At 60.3% G+C, this 16,928-nt stretch carries 15 protein-coding genes and 1 pseudogene; 2 read left to right on the top strand and 14 right to left on the bottom strand.

Annotated elements, in window-relative coordinates; all coding sequences use genetic code 11:
* Window positions 1-50: 50 nt before the first annotated feature.
* On the top strand, window positions 51-581 hold the full coding sequence (locus tag ACVISU_RS34585; RefSeq protein ID WP_456709931.1) for an HAD-IIIA family hydrolase: 531 nt from the start codon (window positions 51-53) through the stop codon (window positions 579-581).
* A gap of 32 nt (window positions 582-613) precedes the next feature.
* Here ACVISU_RS34585 and ACVISU_RS34580 read toward each other — a convergent pair whose 3' ends face one another.
* Genes ACVISU_RS34580 through ACVISU_RS34570 form a run of 3 tightly spaced genes read right to left on the bottom strand, consistent with a single transcriptional unit; the run spans window position 614 to window position 3,247 of the window.
* Window positions 614-1,711 carry a DegT/DnrJ/EryC1/StrS family aminotransferase gene (locus tag ACVISU_RS34580; protein WP_050403587.1) on the bottom strand — a complete coding sequence of 366 codons (1,098 nt, stop codon included), beginning with the start codon at window positions 1,709-1,711 and terminating at the stop codon, window positions 614-616.
* Between the two features lie 10 nt (window positions 1,712-1,721).
* Window positions 1,722-2,189: an acyltransferase gene (locus tag ACVISU_RS34575; protein WP_050403588.1), complete on the bottom strand. Its 468-nt coding sequence runs from the start codon at window positions 2,187-2,189 to the stop codon at window positions 1,722-1,724.
* Entirely contained in the window at window positions 2,186-3,247 is a 1,062-nt protein-coding gene (locus ACVISU_RS34570; RefSeq protein WP_050403589.1) for a Gfo/Idh/MocA family protein, read from the bottom strand. The genes ACVISU_RS34575 and ACVISU_RS34570 overlap by 4 nt, the downstream gene beginning before the upstream one ends.
* 325 nt (window positions 3,248-3,572) lie before the next feature.
* On the opposite strand from ACVISU_RS34570, the gene ACVISU_RS34565 reads away from it, so the two are divergent.
* Window positions 3,573-4,910 carry a hypothetical protein gene (locus tag ACVISU_RS34565; RefSeq protein WP_456709930.1) on the top strand — a complete coding sequence of 446 codons (1,338 nt, stop codon included), beginning with the start codon at window positions 3,573-3,575 and terminating at the stop codon, window positions 4,908-4,910.
* Window positions 4,911-5,207: 297 nt separating this feature from the next.
* On the opposite strand, the pseudogene ACVISU_RS34560 reads toward ACVISU_RS34565, so the two are convergent.
* From ACVISU_RS34560 to ACVISU_RS34510, 11 genes and pseudogenes are all read right to left on the bottom strand, one after another.
* Window positions 5,208-5,669, bottom strand: a pseudogene (locus ACVISU_RS34560) (class I SAM-dependent methyltransferase); the annotation flags it as partial.
* Window positions 5,670-5,682: 13 nt separating this feature from the next.
* Window positions 5,683-6,045, bottom strand: a complete 363-nt coding sequence (locus ACVISU_RS34555; RefSeq protein ID WP_456709929.1) for a class I SAM-dependent methyltransferase — start codon at window positions 6,043-6,045, stop codon at window positions 5,683-5,685.
* A gap of 191 nt (window positions 6,046-6,236) precedes the next feature.
* Window positions 6,237-6,812 (bottom strand): hypothetical protein, encoded by a 576-nt coding sequence (locus tag ACVISU_RS34550; RefSeq protein WP_456709928.1) that lies wholly within the window; start codon window positions 6,810-6,812, stop codon window positions 6,237-6,239.
* Between the two features lie 89 nt (window positions 6,813-6,901).
* Window positions 6,902-8,206, bottom strand: coding sequence for a nucleotide sugar dehydrogenase (locus tag ACVISU_RS34545; RefSeq protein WP_456709927.1), 1,305 nt, complete (start codon window positions 8,204-8,206; stop codon window positions 6,902-6,904).
* Window positions 8,207-8,519: 313 nt separating this feature from the next.
* Entirely contained in the window at window positions 8,520-10,241 is a 1,722-nt protein-coding gene (locus ACVISU_RS34540) for a glycosyltransferase (protein WP_456709926.1), read from the bottom strand.
* A gap of 218 nt (window positions 10,242-10,459) precedes the next feature.
* Complete coding sequence (locus ACVISU_RS34535) at window positions 10,460-11,872, bottom strand: formyltransferase family protein (RefSeq protein ID WP_456709925.1); 1,413 nt, start codon at window positions 11,870-11,872, stop codon at window positions 10,460-10,462.
* Window positions 11,869-12,570: a WbqC family protein gene (locus tag ACVISU_RS34530; protein WP_456709924.1), complete on the bottom strand. Its 702-nt coding sequence runs from the start codon at window positions 12,568-12,570 to the stop codon at window positions 11,869-11,871. The genes ACVISU_RS34535 and ACVISU_RS34530 overlap by 4 nt, the downstream gene beginning before the upstream one ends.
* Window positions 12,571-12,576: 6 nt before the next feature.
* On the bottom strand, window positions 12,577-13,368 hold the full coding sequence (locus ACVISU_RS34525; protein WP_456709923.1) for an ABC transporter permease: 792 nt from the start codon (window positions 13,366-13,368) through the stop codon (window positions 12,577-12,579).
* Complete coding sequence (locus ACVISU_RS34520; protein WP_456709922.1) at window positions 13,365-14,594, bottom strand: ABC transporter ATP-binding protein; 1,230 nt, start codon at window positions 14,592-14,594, stop codon at window positions 13,365-13,367. Before ACVISU_RS34520 ends, ACVISU_RS34525 begins: the two co-directional genes overlap by 4 nt.
* Window positions 14,591-15,742: an ABC transporter ATP-binding protein gene (locus ACVISU_RS34515; protein WP_456709921.1), complete on the bottom strand. Its 1,152-nt coding sequence runs from the start codon at window positions 15,740-15,742 to the stop codon at window positions 14,591-14,593. The genes ACVISU_RS34520 and ACVISU_RS34515 overlap by 4 nt, the downstream gene beginning before the upstream one ends.
* A gap of 35 nt (window positions 15,743-15,777) precedes the next feature.
* Entirely contained in the window at window positions 15,778-16,911 is a 1,134-nt protein-coding gene (locus ACVISU_RS34510; protein ID WP_456709920.1) for a DegT/DnrJ/EryC1/StrS family aminotransferase, read from the bottom strand.
* Window positions 16,912-16,928 lie beyond the last annotated feature (17 nt).

Here is a 16,928-nt window from a genome sequence, read left to right as displayed (position 1 = left end):
TGTGAACTATTGAGCTGGTTCATGCCTCGCGGAGACGGGATCATCATCTCATGAGTAGCGCTTCCGGAAGTGAGCCGCGACGGCCGGCGGTTTTCTTCGATCGGGACGGCGTCCTGAACCAGGATATCGGCTATCTGTTCGAGAGTCACAGGCTGATCTGGATCGACGGGGCGCGCGAGGCGGTGAAGGCCGCCAACGACATGGGCTATCTTGCGTTCGTCGTGACCAACCAGTCAGGTGTCGCAAGAGGCCTCTATGAGGAGGCGCACGTCCAGCAGCTTCACGACTGGATGGCGGCCGAGCTCGGCAAGATCGGCGCGCATATCGACGCCTTCGAGTATTGCCCGTTCCATCCTGAAGGGTCCGTTGAGCGATACCGGCAGGTCAGCCCCCGACGCAAACCGTCGCCGGGCATGATCACCGATCTGCTGGAGCGCTTTCCGGTCGACGTTGAACGAAGCTTTTTGATCGGCGATCAGCCAACCGATCTCGAAGCCGCGCGCGCGGCGGGCGTAAGGGGCTATCTGTTCTCAGGCCCCAATCTGGAAGTGTTCCTGAAGCCGCTGCTGCAGCGAAGCTGAGCCCGGCGCCCGGCGCGAGGCGGCCATGGCGATCAGAACTTGCGGACCAGATCGATCACCTCGTCCTGCTGCTGACGCGTGATCTCGGCGAACATCGGGATTGAGAGAATCTGGCCCTGATCGCGATGGGCGTTGGGGAATTGCTCCGGCCGGTGGCCAAACCGGGCGTAGGCCGGCAGGAATGGCAGCGCGGTCGGGTAGTTGATCGCGGTCTGCACGCCATTGGCGTTGAGGTGCGCGGCGAGCGCGTCGCGGCGCGGATGCCTGATCGTGTAGAGGTGGTAGACGTGGCTGCGCGCCGGCGCCACCTCGGGCACGACGACGTCTTCGATCTGGTTGAGGCCGGCATCGTAGACCTCGGCTGCGGCCTGGCGGGCCTCTGTCCAGGCGGTGAGATGCGGCAGCTTGGCCGAGAGGATCGCAGCCTGCATCCCGTCGAGCCGGCTGTTGACGCCCTCGATGTGGTGCTGGTGCTTCACCAGCCCGCCATGGCGCGCCAGCATCGCCATTCGCTCGGCGAGCGCCGCATCGTTGGTGACGACCGCGCCGGCATCACCCATCGCGCCGAGATTCTTGCCGGGATAGAATGAATAGGTCGCGGCCTCGCCGAACGTGCCGACCATGCGGCCCTTGTAGCGCGCGAGATGGGCCTGGGCGCAGTCCTCGATCACCCAGAGCTTGTGCTTCTGCGCGATCGCCATGATCGCGTCCATGTCTGCGGGCTGGCCGTACAAATGCACCGGGATAATGCCGACGGTGCGCGGCGTGATCGCGGCCTCGATCGTTGCCGGATCGATCGTGAATGTCGCATCATCGGTGTCGCAGAACACGACGGTGGCGCCGGAATGGGTGATCATCGCCGCAGTCGATATCCAGGAATGCGCCGTCGTGATCACCTCATCGCCCGGCTTCACCTTCAGCGCCCGCATCGCAAGATAAAGCGCATCGGTGCCGTTGGCGCAGGACACGCAGTGAGCGACCTCGGCAGCCGCGGCAAACTCGCGTTCGAAGGCGTCGACATAGCTGCCGCGAATGAAGGCGTTGTCGCGGATCACGCCGGCGATCGCCGCATCGATCTCGTCCTTGATCGACTGGTACTGCAGTTGCAGATCGGCATACGGCACCGGCATCGATATTCCCCTATTGGCTCGCCAGCAGCCGGCGCGCCGGATTGCCGGCATAGGTGCCTGATGTCGTGATGTCCTTGGTCACGACAGACCCTGCGCCGATGACGACGTCATCAGTGATCCTGACCGGCATGATCGTGGCGTTAGAGCCGATCGACACCCGGTTGCCGATCACGGTCTCGCGCCACAGCTCCTTGCGGCCGCGCGCCGGGCCGCCGGTTGCGAACGTGTCGTTGACGAACATCACGCCGTGCCCGACGAAACAGTCCTCGCCGATGGTGACGAGCTCGCAGACGAAGGCATGCGATTGCACGCGGGTGCGCGCTCCGACCACCACGCCCTTCTGGATTTCGGTGAAAGGCCCGATGAAGCAGTCGTCGCCGACCGTGCAGCCGTAGAGATTGCAGGGCTCGACGATCTTGACGCGTTCGCCGAACGCGACGTCGCGCACGCCGGCCTGATGCACTTCCGGCTGATTCACGAAACGACACCCAGCCGGCTCAGCCGCGGTGTGAAGCGCAGCGCGACTTCTTCTCCGGTCTCGATCGACTCATAGAGGGCCGAGATCAGCTCCAGGCTCTTGCGGCCCTCGAGCCCGTCGACCAGCGCCGCGCGCTGGTTCTCCAGGCAATCGACCACGTGATGATAATAGGCCTGATGGCCGAAGCCGTAGACGTTGGGCGGGTTGACCGAGAACTTCTCCACGACGTCCTTGTCCGACGGCAGCTCGTTGACGAAGCGCCAGTGCCGGATCTGGTTGACCGCGAAACCGGAAATCTCGACCGTGCCCTTTTCGCCCAGGATCGACAGCGAGCCCTCGAGATCGGTCGGGCGCGCCGCGGTGGTCGCCTCGATGATCCCGAGCGCTCCGTTTCGGAACTTCAGCGTCGCGACGGCGGTGTCCTCGGTTTCGATGTTGGCCAGCGCCGTCGTCGCGCGCGCATGCACGCTCACCACGTCGCCGAAGAACCATTCCAGCATATCGACATGGTGGCTCGCCTGGTTGGTCAGCACGCCCCCGTCATAGGCCCAGGTGCCGCGCCAATCGTCCTGGTCGTAATAGGCCTGGTCGCGGCACCACCGCACCCGCACAGTCCCGAGGATGAGCTTGCCGAAGCGACCGGCATCGAGCGCCTCGCGCGCCTTGACTACCGGCACGTTGAAGCGGTTCTGCTTGACGATGAACATCTTGACGCCGGCCTCGTCGCAGGCCCGGATCATGTCGTCGGCGTCCTGCAGCCGCAGCGCCATCGGCTTCTCGACCACGACGTGCTTGCCGGCCCTGGCACAGGCGATCACATGCGCGGGATGCAGCCCGCTCGGGGTCAGCACGGCAACGGCGTCGATATCCTTGCGCGCCAGGAACTCGTGCATGTCGTAATGGGCGGGAACGGCGAACCTCCCGGCAATCGCATCGGCACGCGCACGAAGCGGATCGCAGACCGCAACCAGGCTTGCTCCCGCGATGTGATTGCCACCCAGGAGATCGGAATGGCGCTTGGCGATACGCCCGCACCCGAGCAGGCCAAATCTGATCATGCAACAGGCCCTGTCTTGTCTCGTGACCGGCCATTGCGGCCAGCCGAAAAGCCGAGGGAACAGCGGCCTTGCGAGCCGCACGCTAACGTTCCATTACTCAGAAAACCTGGGGTAAGGCAAGGCCGTGCGCCGGAGTTGTAGTACGTCCCGCCCTCTCCGAGCTGCAAGCGGCATTTGCCTCGTGCGGCAGGATTCCTAGAATGAGGCACGATGACATCTCTGCATCATCTTGTCGTTCCGCCCGTGCCGTGTCATGTCCTTGCCGAATGCGATGACCACCAATGAAACACTCCAGACATAGAGCCCGACACGGCGGCAAATGACAATGAACAATCGCGCTGTTCAGCTGGTACCCGGTTTCGGGTGGTCCCAGTTCAAACTTGCGGTGCTCGCCTATGCGCACATAATGGTTTGCGCCGTCACGTTGTACTTCATCACGGCCGTCAATTCGTTCCCGGGAATCATCAGTTCCGACCAGTCGCACCTGGCAGCTGCAGTCCTGAATGTCGTGGCGTTCAGCCCGGTCGTGCTCCTGTTTGCGATCGGGCGCTTCAGCTTTGGCTACCTGGTCGGCTTTTACTTCTACATCATGGTCCTGGGATATCTCTGGCTGATCGAATTTTCGCTACTTGATTACGATCATCGCCTGGCGCTGGCCTCGATCGTGCTTTCGGCATTGGCATTCCTCGCGCCCGCGTTGTTCATCACCGGGCCGGTGCGGCAGGCCGTCGTGATACCGGCGCGCGCCTTCCACATCATGCCTTCCGTCATCCTGATTGCCTCGGCGGCGATCGTCGGCGTCGGCTCCCTCTACAACCTCAAGCTGGTCGACCTCACCGAGATGTACAAATATCGCGCGGAAGTGGCGTTGCCTACCTACCTGCGATACGCGGTCTGGATCTTCTCGAGCGCTTTGTTGCCGTTCGCCTTTGCCTGCTTCGTCGCCAGCAAACGCATCCTGCAGGCAGGCGTCGCGCTACTTCTGATGCTGTTATTCTATCCAATCATTCTGACCAAGATGGCGCTGTTCGCTCCAGCCTGGCTGCTGTTCCTCGCGCTCGTCAGCAAGCTGGTCGAGGCCCGGACGGCAACGATCCTCTCGTTCCTGCTGCCTGTGTTCATAGGTGTCGTTTGCGCACTGCTGTACCAAGCCGGCTTGATTCCGCTCAGGCCCGGAATGGTCTATTTCGGTATCGTCAACAGCAGGATCATCGCAATCCCGTCGCTTGCCCTCGAAGTCTACAACAACTACTTCTCGGGGCATCCGCTGACCCATTTCTGTCAGATCAACATCGTGAAGCTCGTGGTTGCATGCCCCTATGACGAACCCATCTGGGCCGTCATGGCCAAAGCCTACGAGCTCGGGGCCTTCAATGCCTCGTTGTTTGCGACCGAAGGGATTGCATCGGTCGGCCTCGTGCTCGCGCCGGTATCCGCATTGGTTTGCGGCCTGATAGTCGCTCTTGGCAACCGCCTGTCCTCCGGACTGCCGCCGCAATTCGTGCTGCTATCAACCGGGATTCTGCCCCAAGTTCTGCTCAACGTACCGCTCTCGACAGCCCTGCTGACCAACGGCGTCGGGTTGCTCTTCCTGCTCTGGTATGTCGCGCCGCGGTCAGCCTTCGACGAAGCGGGAGTGTCGAGGGCTATCGCCCCTGAGTAGTCGACAGATGCCGTCGCCGGCTCGACCATCGACCACGTTCCGGACACCTCACTGTCCTTGAACCAGTGAGCTAGGCTCTCATTCGCACAACTCCAACCATGCTTAGGCAATAGCTGCCGCGAACTTGGATAGTGCAAGCCCCGGAACGCGGCACGCAGTTGTGCATCAATTCGTCTACATCGCCAACAGACTTGCAACTGGCAAGGCACGCGACGGCAGTTGCTGAAGAACAACATTAGTCATGGCTCAAGCCACCCGAGTCCATTGGCCAGGAACGTGGGAGCCCACTAGCAAGTATCAATCTCTCACGGTCGCCTTGTTGCAGCTCCAATAGACGTCTAGCCCGCAATACCGCGGTATGGGCGACGCGAGAAGCTGGGGACGCGTCCAACGCGAAAATGGCCGCTCCTGATTAGCGTTCTCGGTGACCGCCCGAAAATTCGAATATCCCGAACAGAGCGCCCGTAAAGACCTCACGGAGACGAATTCGGTCGCCGGCGCAAGCGAACCCTCCTGGTTTTTATCGTACGCGGAACTTTCACCGTCGCGGAAGGTTCCGCGATATCCGCCTAGTTCACGCAACCAATAGCGAAGTGCACGTCTCGGTTCGAGCATGAACTGCCGGTAAGAATAGGCGTGATAGACCATACCGACGAGGCGTCCCCCTGGCACCAGAAGCCGGCGGCAGGCAGCGATCGCAGCGGCAAGGTTGCCGGTATGATGCAGGCAGCCGATCGCGACAATAGCGTCGAACGAATTGTCGGAAAGCGAGTTAGCGAAAAATACTGCCTTGGACGGCCTCGCCTGGCAGTCCGCTCTGCGTCAACCGATGATTGACCATGTTGACGGGATTCGCCGCGATATCAAGACCAGTGAAGTCAGCGCCACTCTCCGCGATCTTCTGCGACACGCTGCCATAGCCGAGGCCGATCTCAAGTACACGCTTGCCGCGCATTGCATTCCAGTCAATGAAGCTCTCGAGATACGGATAAAAGCGAAAATAGTTCTCGTCGTAGCGGCGCAACGACTCCATCGATGAGTCGGTGATCCCCCACGCACGAGCTGCCACCGAGCCACACAGTTCGTCCCAGAACGCCGCATTGGCGGCCTCGATCACCTGTTGAGCTTCATTCATAGCGACCCCACTAGTCCAGCCAAGTAATGTGTTTGACACATATGACGCCGAATTGGCCGCGCAGCGCGAGCAAGCCAAGCCCATCAGCCGCAGCATCTCCCTTTAGCCCGAATAGCCTCCGATGGCCATGCCATTGCCGGCGAGAATGCCTGTGACGACCGAGTCGTCATTTGCAAGGGCAACTCGTACAACTACCCGCCCATTGATTTCTTGATCGCCGGTCCAAGTCGGTGTCTGGCGACTTCAGGCAGCATATGCCACGCCTTGCGTGCAGCCCTCGAAAAAAAATTGGCATAAGCCGGGATCGCTTGAGCAGCAGGCGTCGCCAATGGCGCTAAGAACTCTTCCGTAGGCATCTTCGCCTCGGCTAAAGGCGGCAACCAGTCCGCCTGAGATTTCAAGTTCTGAAGCAACGCGTGCTTGGCGGAAAAGTGTTCTTGAGGCTGTGGCGACCCGGTTGGACCTTCGCGCAGAGCGATGCTCTCCGGCTCGCTTGAGCTGTGAGGAAAGCGCCATGGCTGGCGGATTGATTTGCGATGCTGATTAGAGGGATCAGCGGCGATGCGCGGCAGGTGCTCGCCAATGGCTTCGGCAATCGACGAGGTGAGCTCGTTATAGCTGTAGCGGCCCGATCCAATGAGGTCGACGTGCGCCCGCTCAGCGAATCCTTGAAGATGATCGAGATTGCTGACCTGATCGATCACATCACGCGCATTTGAAAAGTCCTTCTCGCCACGGTCAACCTTTGACCAAGCGTCAGCGTCCACGGCCGCTGTGAACGAAAACTAACGAGCGATTAGCGCACCAAGAGCAGTTCACCCGGTGGTAGGGATAACGCGAGCCTTTACAGGATCGCCTAAGCGCGGATGATATTGTCTGCCGGTTGAGGAAACTTTCCGCGACAATCGACAAGCAGCGGAGCATGCGTCCCGAGCATCTGGTAGTCGAACTTGTCGTGGTCCGTTGCAAGCAGAACGCAATCAAAGCGCTGCAGATTGTCGGCCGTGAGCGCGACACTCGACAAGTCGAACGAGTGCGCCCGCATCTTCGGGAAGGTAGGAACGTGTGGATCGCTGTAGGCGACCTTAGCGCCGAGATCGCGAAGCTTTTCCATCAACAGCACCGAAGGCGATTCGCGAACGTCGTCGACATTTTTCTTGTAGGCAATGCCGAGAACCAGGATCGAGCTGCCGCTGATCGATTTGTGCCGCTGATTGAGGGCCAGCGAGATCTTCGACACCACGTAGTCCGGCATCGAGGAATTGATCTCTCCGGCGAGCTCGATGAAGCGCGTGTGCATGCCGTACTCCCGCGCCTTCCACGTCAAGTAGAACGGGTCGATCGGAATGCAGTGCCCGCCGATGCCAGGACCGGGATAGTACGGAACAAATCCAAACGGCTTGGTTGCTGCCGCGCGGATCACCTCGTGAATGTCGATCCCCATCTTGTCGGCAACCATCTTCATCTCGTTGACGAGGCCGATGTTCACCGAACGATGGATGTTCTCCAGCAGCTTGGTCAACTCGGCGGCCTGGGTCGAGCTCACCGGAACGACCTTGTCGATCACCTGGCGATAGAGAGCGATGCCGGCCTCGAGGCAGACGGGGGTGCAACCGCCGCAGACCTTCGGGATCGACCGGGTCGAAAAATTCTGGTTGCCGGGATCCTCGCGTTCCGGCGAGAACACAAGAAATACGTCCGCGCCGACTGTGAAGCCGCATTTTTCGATCCGCGGCTTTAGTTCCTCCTCGGTCGTGCCCGGATAGGTCGTGCTTTCGAGCGACAAGACCATTCCGCGATGGAGATAGGGCAGAAGCGACTCCGTCGTATCCAGCACGAAGCTGAGATCGGGCTCGCGATATTTGTTGAGCGGAGTCGGAACGCAGAGGATGAGCGCATCGACTTCGCTCGCACGAGAGAAATCGGTGGTCGGCTCGAAACCAAGCTCTGTCGCCTCCCTGATGCTGGCGCTAGATATATGCTCGATGTAGGACCGCCCGGCCCGAAGTGCATCGACCTTGGTCTGGTCGATATCAAATCCGATCACCTTGTAGCCTACTTCGCTGTAGCGAAGCATGAGCGGCAGGCCGACGTAGCCCAAGCCCACGATACCAATCCTGGCAGTCTTGCGGTCCAGCTTGTCGATCAGTTCGGAATTCATGTCTAACGCCCGTACGTCTGGTTGTGATGATCGCCGTGCGGCAGATATCATCGGGTTCTAGTCAGTCTGCTGAATGAAATGCGCCGAGAAAGGCTTCTAGCGAGGTGGCTGCATAAACTTGTTGCGCGTGGCCGGCAAGCCCAAACGCCGTTGGAGAATCGCTCGTCCGCCCCTGCGAAAATAGCGGCCGCGCCCTGTAGCCGCCGCCCCATCGTTCACGCATCGATTTTCGACAAGGTCCACAGCGCTCGGCAGCGGCCCGAGCCGCTAAGCAAACGCCAGCTGTCGATCGCCTGTTGAGTTCAAGGTGCAATCAATGCATGACTTGGCCGAATGGGATGTTGGACGGCGGCAACCCCTGCATCACGCGATCATAGACCATTTCAAATCGTTCGGCGCAGGCGTCGGCGGAATGCCATTTGACCGCGAAGTCGCGGCTGGCTTTAGCCAATTCGCGACGCCTGTTTTCGTCCGAGAGCAGCTCTTTCAGCACGTCGTAAATGGACGCTTCGGTCGCTGATACGATCGGGCACTCCTCTACAAATGGTATCGTGCTGATCCCGGGCAATTCATCTTTGTTTAGGTAGCATATCACAGGCCGGCCCAGCATCATTCCTTCACAGGCTTGGGCGCCGTATCGACCGTAATTGAGCTGATCGACCATAATGTCGGCTTGCACCTGAATGAACCGGACATCCTGGCTTGGCACATTGGTGACGAATTCCAGCCGAACCGGGAAGCCCTCCGACTTTAGCCGCTCGATCGCGTCCACGATCGCGTCGGTTCCCTTGATGTTTCGGCCGTTCCGGGACCTCAATTTATAGTTCCCCACCGCGTGATAAATGATGAGTTCGCCGGGCGACCGCTGAAGGCGGTACTTTTCGGGGATTTCAAGATCAGGCCGCCAGACTTCCGGATCAAGCGCCATCGTTAGCGCGTCACGAAAGACCGTTTCCGCATTGCCCTTCCAGTCGAGTGAAGCCGCCCCGCCAGTATCAACCACGTCGCACATTGTGTGGACCTTGTGTCCCCATGCGAGGTTGCTGGCGTCGGAGCAGATCTCCGGCTGGTCCTGCCAGACGCAGCGGTTACATGCACCACTCCATTTGTTGATGCTCGATTGCGCAACCCCGTCGGAACAGCCGACCACGGTATACCCGATCTTGATGCCGCGCTGACGCAGGCGAAGGAAGTCGACCGGCAGCCGATCGTAAGTCACCTGCCGATCGAAATAGGCTGGGAACATCGACATGATGCCCCTGCCGTAGAAATGCAGCATTCGGAACCGGCTCTCCACCTCGGCAAAAAATTCGACGAGGTTGCGCCGATATTGCTCTGGTTCGGGATCGAAGAGATTGACATCGTCACCGTGGTAGAACTGGGCTTGTCCTACATTCGGGTCTTCAATGCTCGCGCACACAGCGTCCCAGCCACGCCTGCGCAAAGCCTCGGCAAGATAGAGGAAATTGTAGTAGCACTGATGCAGGAACAGCACGCTACGCCGGTTGCTGCGACCGCTGTCGGCCGGCGCGTGGTGGGCGCGCGCGCGCGCCACCCGCGACTCCGCAATCTCTGCGTCAAAAGCCAGCAGCGGCTCGATGAGGCTCTTGAAGTCTCCGACATGCAAGATCGCTATCGGTCCGCATCTGACGATCGAGCGCTTCCGGCCCGACCGGCCATGCGTCACGGAAATGATCGATTCGCCTCGGCTGAAGGCATCAATATCCGCCGGACGACCAATAATCAGCGGACCGATCTTCCACGCTCCCCTGGCAATAGTCCGCAATTGCCGGTTCCTTTTGACCTCCAATGCAAGCAAGGCGACGGGAGCCTGGGTAAAACTAGCCAAGATAGTCAGCAACCAACCACCCAAGGCAGTCAGGCCTCCGATTGCTACCTTCGGCGCTCTGATCGCGACCATCACCGTTCGTCGGACATGCCTCATTTTCGGCCGGCGCAAGACTGCACGGATCGGGGCCCCGAGCCTGCCTTGGCGATTCATTCCCAGACGGCGCATGATGGCGATTACGAACACTCTCAGCTTCCTGCTTGCCTCTCGCTGAACGTCGGCGACCCGCGATACACGCGTTCCGGATCGACGTGATTCCGTCACGGTCTTACTTCCAACCCTGCCGGCATAGAATGGCCGTCGCGATCACGTTCCGTCGTGTACTTGTCGGTACGGGCCGCTCGACGCATGCAAAAAGCAACGCCGGGGCGACGCAAGACGTGGCAGCGAGCAGGATTGGTACCCTATTTGCCGTCAACATTGCGACGGCCACCGAGGGCCAAACGCCTGTCATAGTCCTCGCGGAGGCGCCGCGCCCGACCTAGAACGGCCCGATCGATGCGTTCGGATGGGGACATCCCTTCTGGGGTCCACCAATCCGGATGGGTCAGCAAGTGCAAGCGCTCGTGTCCCTCTGCGATGACCTCGCTCATCGGCCTGAAACGCCAATAGCCGTTCGAATCGGAACAGTAGACATAATCCCTCCGCAGCGTGGCGGAATATGCATTGAATAAGCCGGCGATTTCGTGATCCACAAAGTCCAGCAAGTTCGACTGATCGGGATTGTGCCAGCTCAATGCCCTGATCGACGATTGAAGCAACGTCTCCAGCAGGGCCTGCTCTCGTCGCACGGCCGCATTCAATGCGTCCTCGCTCCAAGTCTTGACGCCATAAGCATTGGCATCAAAATGCAAGCCGATCTCGTGGCCGAGCGACTGGATGTGTCGCAGCATAGCTTCGATTGCCGGCTCAAAGATGCTATAGAAGCTCGAACGTGGATTGACAAAATAGGTCGCAACGACCCCTTCCTGTCTTTCGATCTCCGCCAACCTGACTGCGCGATGCATCGAGACATCAACATCATGTCGCCAGATGACGTGAGGTCCCGTGGGTCGGGCCCCATAGTTCGCAAAACGATAGCCGGCACCCTTGAGCTGTCGCAGGATGTTTGCGAAGCCCGCTTCGGTGAATTCCGAAAATTCGTTCGGTCCGGTATCGAGCGGCGCGGCCTTGTCGATCCGAAAGACATGGCCGTGAAGCTCCAGCGTCACGTTGTCGTGGGATGTCGACGCGCAGGCAAGTCGCCGCCGCTCAAATTCCATGAAAGACGTCAGCGGCGTTACGCGACCGAGCCGGACGAGGTCGCTCCGCCGCGTTTTGATCGGTCCCCAGCGCATATCCGGAAGCGGCGGCAAGGGCTCCCGATCCAACATCCGCTTTCCGTACCGCTCAATCAACCGGAGCGCAGCCTGGTTTGCATCGGCGAGGAGACTGTCGGGCGTCGCATCCGGCCTTACATCGAACGTCTCTACCGCGACAATAGCACCGTCGTCCACGCGCTTGGTCATCAGATGCAGCGTGGCACCATAGGTCTTTGCGCCGCGATAAATCGCGAAGTGATGCGGATCGCGCCCTGGAAAATCCGGTGAAGCCGCATGCAGATTGTAAGCGGGCTTGGAGAGGCTGGCCAGCAGATCTGCAGGCACGATCACGCCTGTCCCGAAGCTGATCAGGCTGGTGTCGGCATCGACTGGCGAAGCAAGCAGCGACTTCATATCGCTGACGACCGTAACCGACGCCGAAGGCCCAAAGGCCTGCGTTATCCTTTCGAGAGCAGGCCCGGTCGAACTCGTAAGCAGGACAATCTTTTGCGTCATGAGTTCTTCCCGATCTGCGCGAGCCGGCGACCGTCCCACATCAAATAGTCGATCACCGACAGCCCAGGAATGAACCGGGATGGATCGCAATAGGGCTGTTGCACGAAGTTCAACTTGACGAGACCGAGACCATTCCCGCCAAACAGTTCGTCGCGCTGATAACCGGCTGCTCCGTCGCCCGACAGATAAGCGGATCCGTTCACAGCCTTGACGAGCGAGACCAGGAGGTCGGTGGCCATGCCGGAATATTGAAGCGAAGACTGCAGCACAAATCGCGTTGACAGGCCAAGGTGGGCCGAAATCGCCTTGATGGCACGAAGATTGAACGCCGCGAGATTGCCTTCACGTTCAAGAATGAGCGGCCTGAGCAGTGTCATGCAACTCTCGAACTGCGGCGCTCTGCGATAGTTTGCCTCCAAGGTCCGCAACAGCTTCACTCGCCAAGGCTGCGAGTCGTCGATCAGCACTGTGCCAATCGGGGCGCCAAAGCGCATATGCTGGAGCGGACAAGTCACCCAGCGAGCCTCACCCTGCACCGCCAGGCGCACCCGATTGCACCACGACCCCATGCCGCCCGATCCGGCGCGCGGATAAGCCACCGCGTCAAGCAATACCAGCGTATCAGCGCGTCGGATCTTCTCGAAATAGCCGAGCCACGGGAAGAAGTTCGGCTGATGAATCGCGACAAGACCGGTCACGGAGTCTCACAAGCGCGCGTCGAAGGAGGACTTGAGGCGGCGAAACCACATCAAGCCTGCGGCGAAGACGATCGTCGTGACGACGGCCAGATAGACCACCATCCACAGCGGCGGAAGAGCGCCATCAATGATCGGGGCACGAAACAACGCCGCGATGACGTAGAACGGATTGAACTGAAGCAGTTTTCCGAGACCGGCCGGGTAGGAGCTGATCGGATAGAAAATCGGAGAGGCAAACAGCAGCAGCGTCAGGACATTCGGCAGCGCCAGCGAAGTGTCTCGTACGAAGACGTTAAGTGCCGCGAGGAAAAGGCCGAGCCCGGCGACGAACATCATGCCGAGAAAGAGCGAGATCGGCAGAACAAGCAATGCCGGACTAGGCGCCTGCCCCGATACAACGAACAGAATGGCGATGACGGCGAGCGATACCAACAGCGGGAATATCCCGGTCAATGCACCCACTACAGGCAGAAGTTCCGATTTGAACGCTATATTCTTGACGATTCCGGCATTTCCCACGACCGACCCCGTCGATATGGAAAGCCCCTCGCTGATGGCGAGCCAAGGACCATAGCCGCTGAGAAGCCAGACGACGTAGGCAATCGCGCCCTCCCGGCCGGGTAACCGTCCGGGAAAAACGAACGTAAACACGAATGTGAATATTCCCATCAGAAGCAAGGGCGACAGCACCGCCCATACCAATCCCAGACTGGAGCCGAGATAGCGGTCGCTGACAGTGAGCTTAAACAAGCTCAAGAGCATGCCGGCATCTCGGCGATCAAATCCGGCAATGTTCATGAACCGGCAAGCGCCATTACGCGTCCCTCGATTTGTGGCGAACACAGAAGCAGCGGCTTGCCGCCGAACTGCCCTTCGACATCTACAACTTCAAAGACCCGCGTCGCTACGTCGATTCGACCATCTTCGTCGCGCAGTTCAACGTCAATCCGATAGAGATCGGCGCCGAGAATGAACGGATCCATGACGACGCGCACCTCGAATGGTTCCGAAGTCGGCAAATAGAGCCCCGCTTCCTCCGAATCCTGCCGCCAAACCAACCGACCGTCGACCCTCAGAATAGAAAGCGAGAGCTGACAACGCCCAACCGGCCTATACATCCTGCCCGCGATCTGCATTTCAAGCGGGCGCATCGCTGCCAACGCCACCCGTTGATCCTTGCCGTCCTGGATGAGCTTGACCTCGGTCAACTCTCCGCCGTTTCGCGCGACACCGCGAACGCTACCGGTCTGCCCGAACTTTCTCATCAGCGATTTCTCATCCGCGTCGCGGATGGACTGTTCGTAGGCCGCAACAACCGACTTTGGATCACCGTCCATCACGATGCGGCCGTGATCCATCCATAGGCAACGCGAGCACATCTGCGCGATAGATTTGAGTGCATGCGCGACCACGATAACGATGCGTCCCGTGGCGGCGACCTCAGCCATCTTACGCGATGCTTTCTGACCGAAAAAGTGGTCGCCGACAGACAGTGTCTCGTCGATTACGAGGATGTCGGGGTCGATGAAGGCTCCCATCGAGAACGCGAGACGAGCCTTCATGCCCGATGAATAGGTGCGCACGGGCCGGTCTATGAATTCCCCGAGCTCGGTGAAGTCAATGATCTGCTGTCTAACCGCGTCGATTTCGGCTCGGCTTCGGCCATGAACCGAAGCATCGAGATTGATATTTTCCCGCCCGGTGAGATCGTCCCGCAACACCGCTCCGATGGACAGCATCGCATGGACATCGCCGGTCACCTCAACGGTCCCCGATGTGGCTGGCATCAGTCCCGTCAGGACAGCGAGCAGCGTCGTCTTGCCGGCTCCGTTCGGACCAATAATGCCAACCCGTTCCCCCTGGTCAATGTCTAGGCTGATCTGCTCGAGTGCCCGCACCTCGCGCACGCTGGCGTCGACCTTGCCTGCGCGCAACGCCGTCAGCAGGGAGACAGGGCCGCCGCCCCGCTCGGCGAGAGCAAATGTCTTGGAGAGGTCTCGTATTCTTATGGATGCGCGGGTCAATGCAATGTCCACCGCGCTGGTAGCAGCAATCCCTCCGCCGCCTGGCCGACGACCTCCAAGGCAAGCCCGTTACCGTCCAGCCAGCTGAAGCCATCAAGGCCGATGCGCCTGCGTGTCTCGTCAACCAGCATCACGCCAAGACGGCATTGATAGCGCCCGGGTTCGAGCGGCAACGCCGGGACCGAAATATCGACTGCGTAGCATCCCGGCGCATCGCCCACCAAAACGGGAGCGCGTGACATCAGCGATGTCTCCCAACCGAAGCCGGGTTGCAAGCGCTCGATCGTGAAGGTCGAAAACACCTCGGAGGGCTGAAATATCTCGACTTCAGCGCGCATGACGAAATCCTCGCCCTGCCTCACCGTTGACGGGTAAGACGGCCGTCCGCGAAACTTGGCAACGCCCGCAACGTATTCGTCACCTGCCTGATCACCATACAGGTATTGTCGCACGGCCCGGTCGGCCGGGCCCGAGAAAACCACTTTGCCACCGTCCAGTACGCGTGCAGTTTCGCACAAGCGCAGGATGGCAGACCAGTCGTGCGTCACCAGAATTCCCGTGGCGCCCCTGGACAACCTGTCCCGCATACGCCGCCAGCACTTCGACTGAAAGTGCTGATCGCCAACCGACAAAATCTCGTCGAGCAGATAGACATCGTACTGGCCGGCTGTCGCGGTTGCGAAATAGAGTCGGGCACCCATGCCGGCCGAATAGGTCTGCACAGGATCGTCGAACCGGTCTTCGAGCTCCGAGAAGTCCTGGATCTCGGCGATCATCTCCAACCGTTCGCGGGCCGCGAAACCATGCACCATGAGCAGGCGATCGGCATATTGGCGGCCAGTGAGCTCTCGATTGCCGACAACACCGAGTTCGTAGAGTGCCGACATCGCCCCGGTTACAGAGACCCTGCCGACGTCGGGCGAGTACGCGCCGCCGATGATCCGCAGCAAGGTCGATTTCCCTGCTCCGTTCCGACCGAGGACGCCGACAAATTGGCCCTTGGGCACGTCGAATGTCACGTCCTGGAGGGCCTTGTAGCGGGACACCGATGCGTCGCGACCCAGCGCGATCCGCCACGCGTTGCCGCGGTCAATCAGCGCGAAACTCTTCGACACCCCCTCACAGGTGATAGCAACGGCGCGGCGCATTCTTGCGGTATTCCTTCGGGGCTGGACGCCGACGCTCAAGCGGTCACGAGCGCGCGGCTCAATGCGTCGACAACGACATCGATATCCGACATCCTCATTCCCGGGAACAGCGGCAGCGTGACCGTGGTGTCCTCGGCCATGATGGCGTTCGGAAATTGCCTTGGATCGATGCCGTACTTGTCCCGATAGTATCCCAGCGCCGGTACGGCGTGCGTTCCGGGCCGCGTTTGAATACGTCGCTCGGCGAGCGCAGCCATCACAGCATTGCGACGCGCGCGGCCGCCGTCGGGAATCCGGATAACGAACGATTGATAACTGTGTCCTGCGTCCTCGACCGGCAACACGATATCCGAGATTCCCGACAAGCGCTCCCTGTATGAAGCCGCAAGACCGCGACGCTCCGCCAGGAGAGCGTCGAGCTTGGCCATCTGCGCAACGCCGACTGCGGCCTGAATATCAGACAGGCGCAGATTGTATCCGATACGATCGTAGTTCGCCATCGTCCATGGCCCAACGCCTTCGTCCTCGACGATGCGCTGGCTGCCGGCGCCATGATTGCGCACCGAGCCGACGATCGCGGCAATCGAGTCATTGTTGGTCGTCACCGCTCCGCCCTCGCCCGTGGTCACGACCTTCCGCGGATGAAACGAGAAGCAACCGATATCCCCGAGCCCGCCGACGGGCTTGCCGCCATAGGACGTACCGATCGCGCAAGCCGCATCCTCGATGATCGCGATCCCGTGGCGCGATGCGTGCGCGCGAATCTCATCCATCGGCGCGGCCAACCCGAACAGATGCACCGCAACGACTGCCCGTGTTCTCGGCGTGATCGCCGCCGCGAAGGCTGCGGGATCAAGGTTGTATGTCGCGAGATCGATATCCGCGAACACCGCCTTCGCTCCGACATATTCGGCGCAATGGGCACTCGTCACCCATGTGAAGGCCGGCACGATGACCTCGTCTCCCGCCTTCAGTCCCAGAGCCATCGTGGCAAGGTGCAGGGCGGCGGTGCAGGACGTCGTGGCCAGCGCGTGTTTCACGCCGTGCCGTTCGGCAATGAGCCCCTCGAACTTCTGGGTCATCGGCCCTTGCGTAACCCAGCCGGAGCCCAGACAAGCGCGCAACTGCTCGATTTCGGCTTCGTCAAATTTCGGCGCTGTAAGCTGCATCATGGTGCCAGGAGAGA

The sequence above is a fragment of the Bradyrhizobium sp. USDA 4452 genome (genome assembly GCF_054063575.1).
This window is presented reverse-complemented; position numbering and strand designations above follow the sequence as displayed.

Bases quoted from the DNA above. Each gene is read 5' to 3' on its own strand.
- ACVISU_RS34585 (WP_456709931.1), top strand. From the start codon at position 51: ATGAGTAGCGCTTCCGGAAGTGAGCCGCGACGGCCGGCGGTTTTCTTC.
- ACVISU_RS34580 (WP_050403587.1), bottom strand. From the start codon at position 1,711: ATGCCGGTGCCGTATGCCGATCTGCAACTGCAGTACCAGTCGATCAAG.
- ACVISU_RS34570 (WP_050403589.1), bottom strand. From the start codon at position 3,247: ATGATCAGATTTGGCCTGCTCGGGTGCGGGCGTATCGCCAAGCGCCAT.
- ACVISU_RS34565 (WP_456709930.1), top strand. From the start codon at position 3,573: ATGAACAATCGCGCTGTTCAGCTGGTACCCGGTTTCGGGTGGTCCCAG.
- ACVISU_RS34555 (WP_456709929.1), bottom strand. From the start codon at position 6,045: ATGAATGAAGCTCAACAGGTGATCGAGGCCGCCAATGCGGCGTTCTGG.
- ACVISU_RS34545 (WP_456709927.1), bottom strand. From the start codon at position 8,206: ATGAATTCCGAACTGATCGACAAGCTGGACCGCAAGACTGCCAGGATT.
- ACVISU_RS34535 (WP_456709925.1), bottom strand. From the start codon at position 11,872: ATGACGCAAAAGATTGTCCTGCTTACGAGTTCGACCGGGCCTGCTCTC.
- ACVISU_RS34525 (WP_456709923.1), bottom strand. From the start codon at position 13,368: ATGAACATTGCCGGATTTGATCGCCGAGATGCCGGCATGCTCTTGAGC.
- ACVISU_RS34515 (WP_456709921.1), bottom strand. From the start codon at position 15,742: ATGCGCCGCGCCGTTGCTATCACCTGTGAGGGGGTGTCGAAGAGTTTC.
- ACVISU_RS34510 (WP_456709920.1), bottom strand. From the start codon at position 16,911: ATGCAGCTTACAGCGCCGAAATTTGACGAAGCCGAAATCGAGCAGTTG.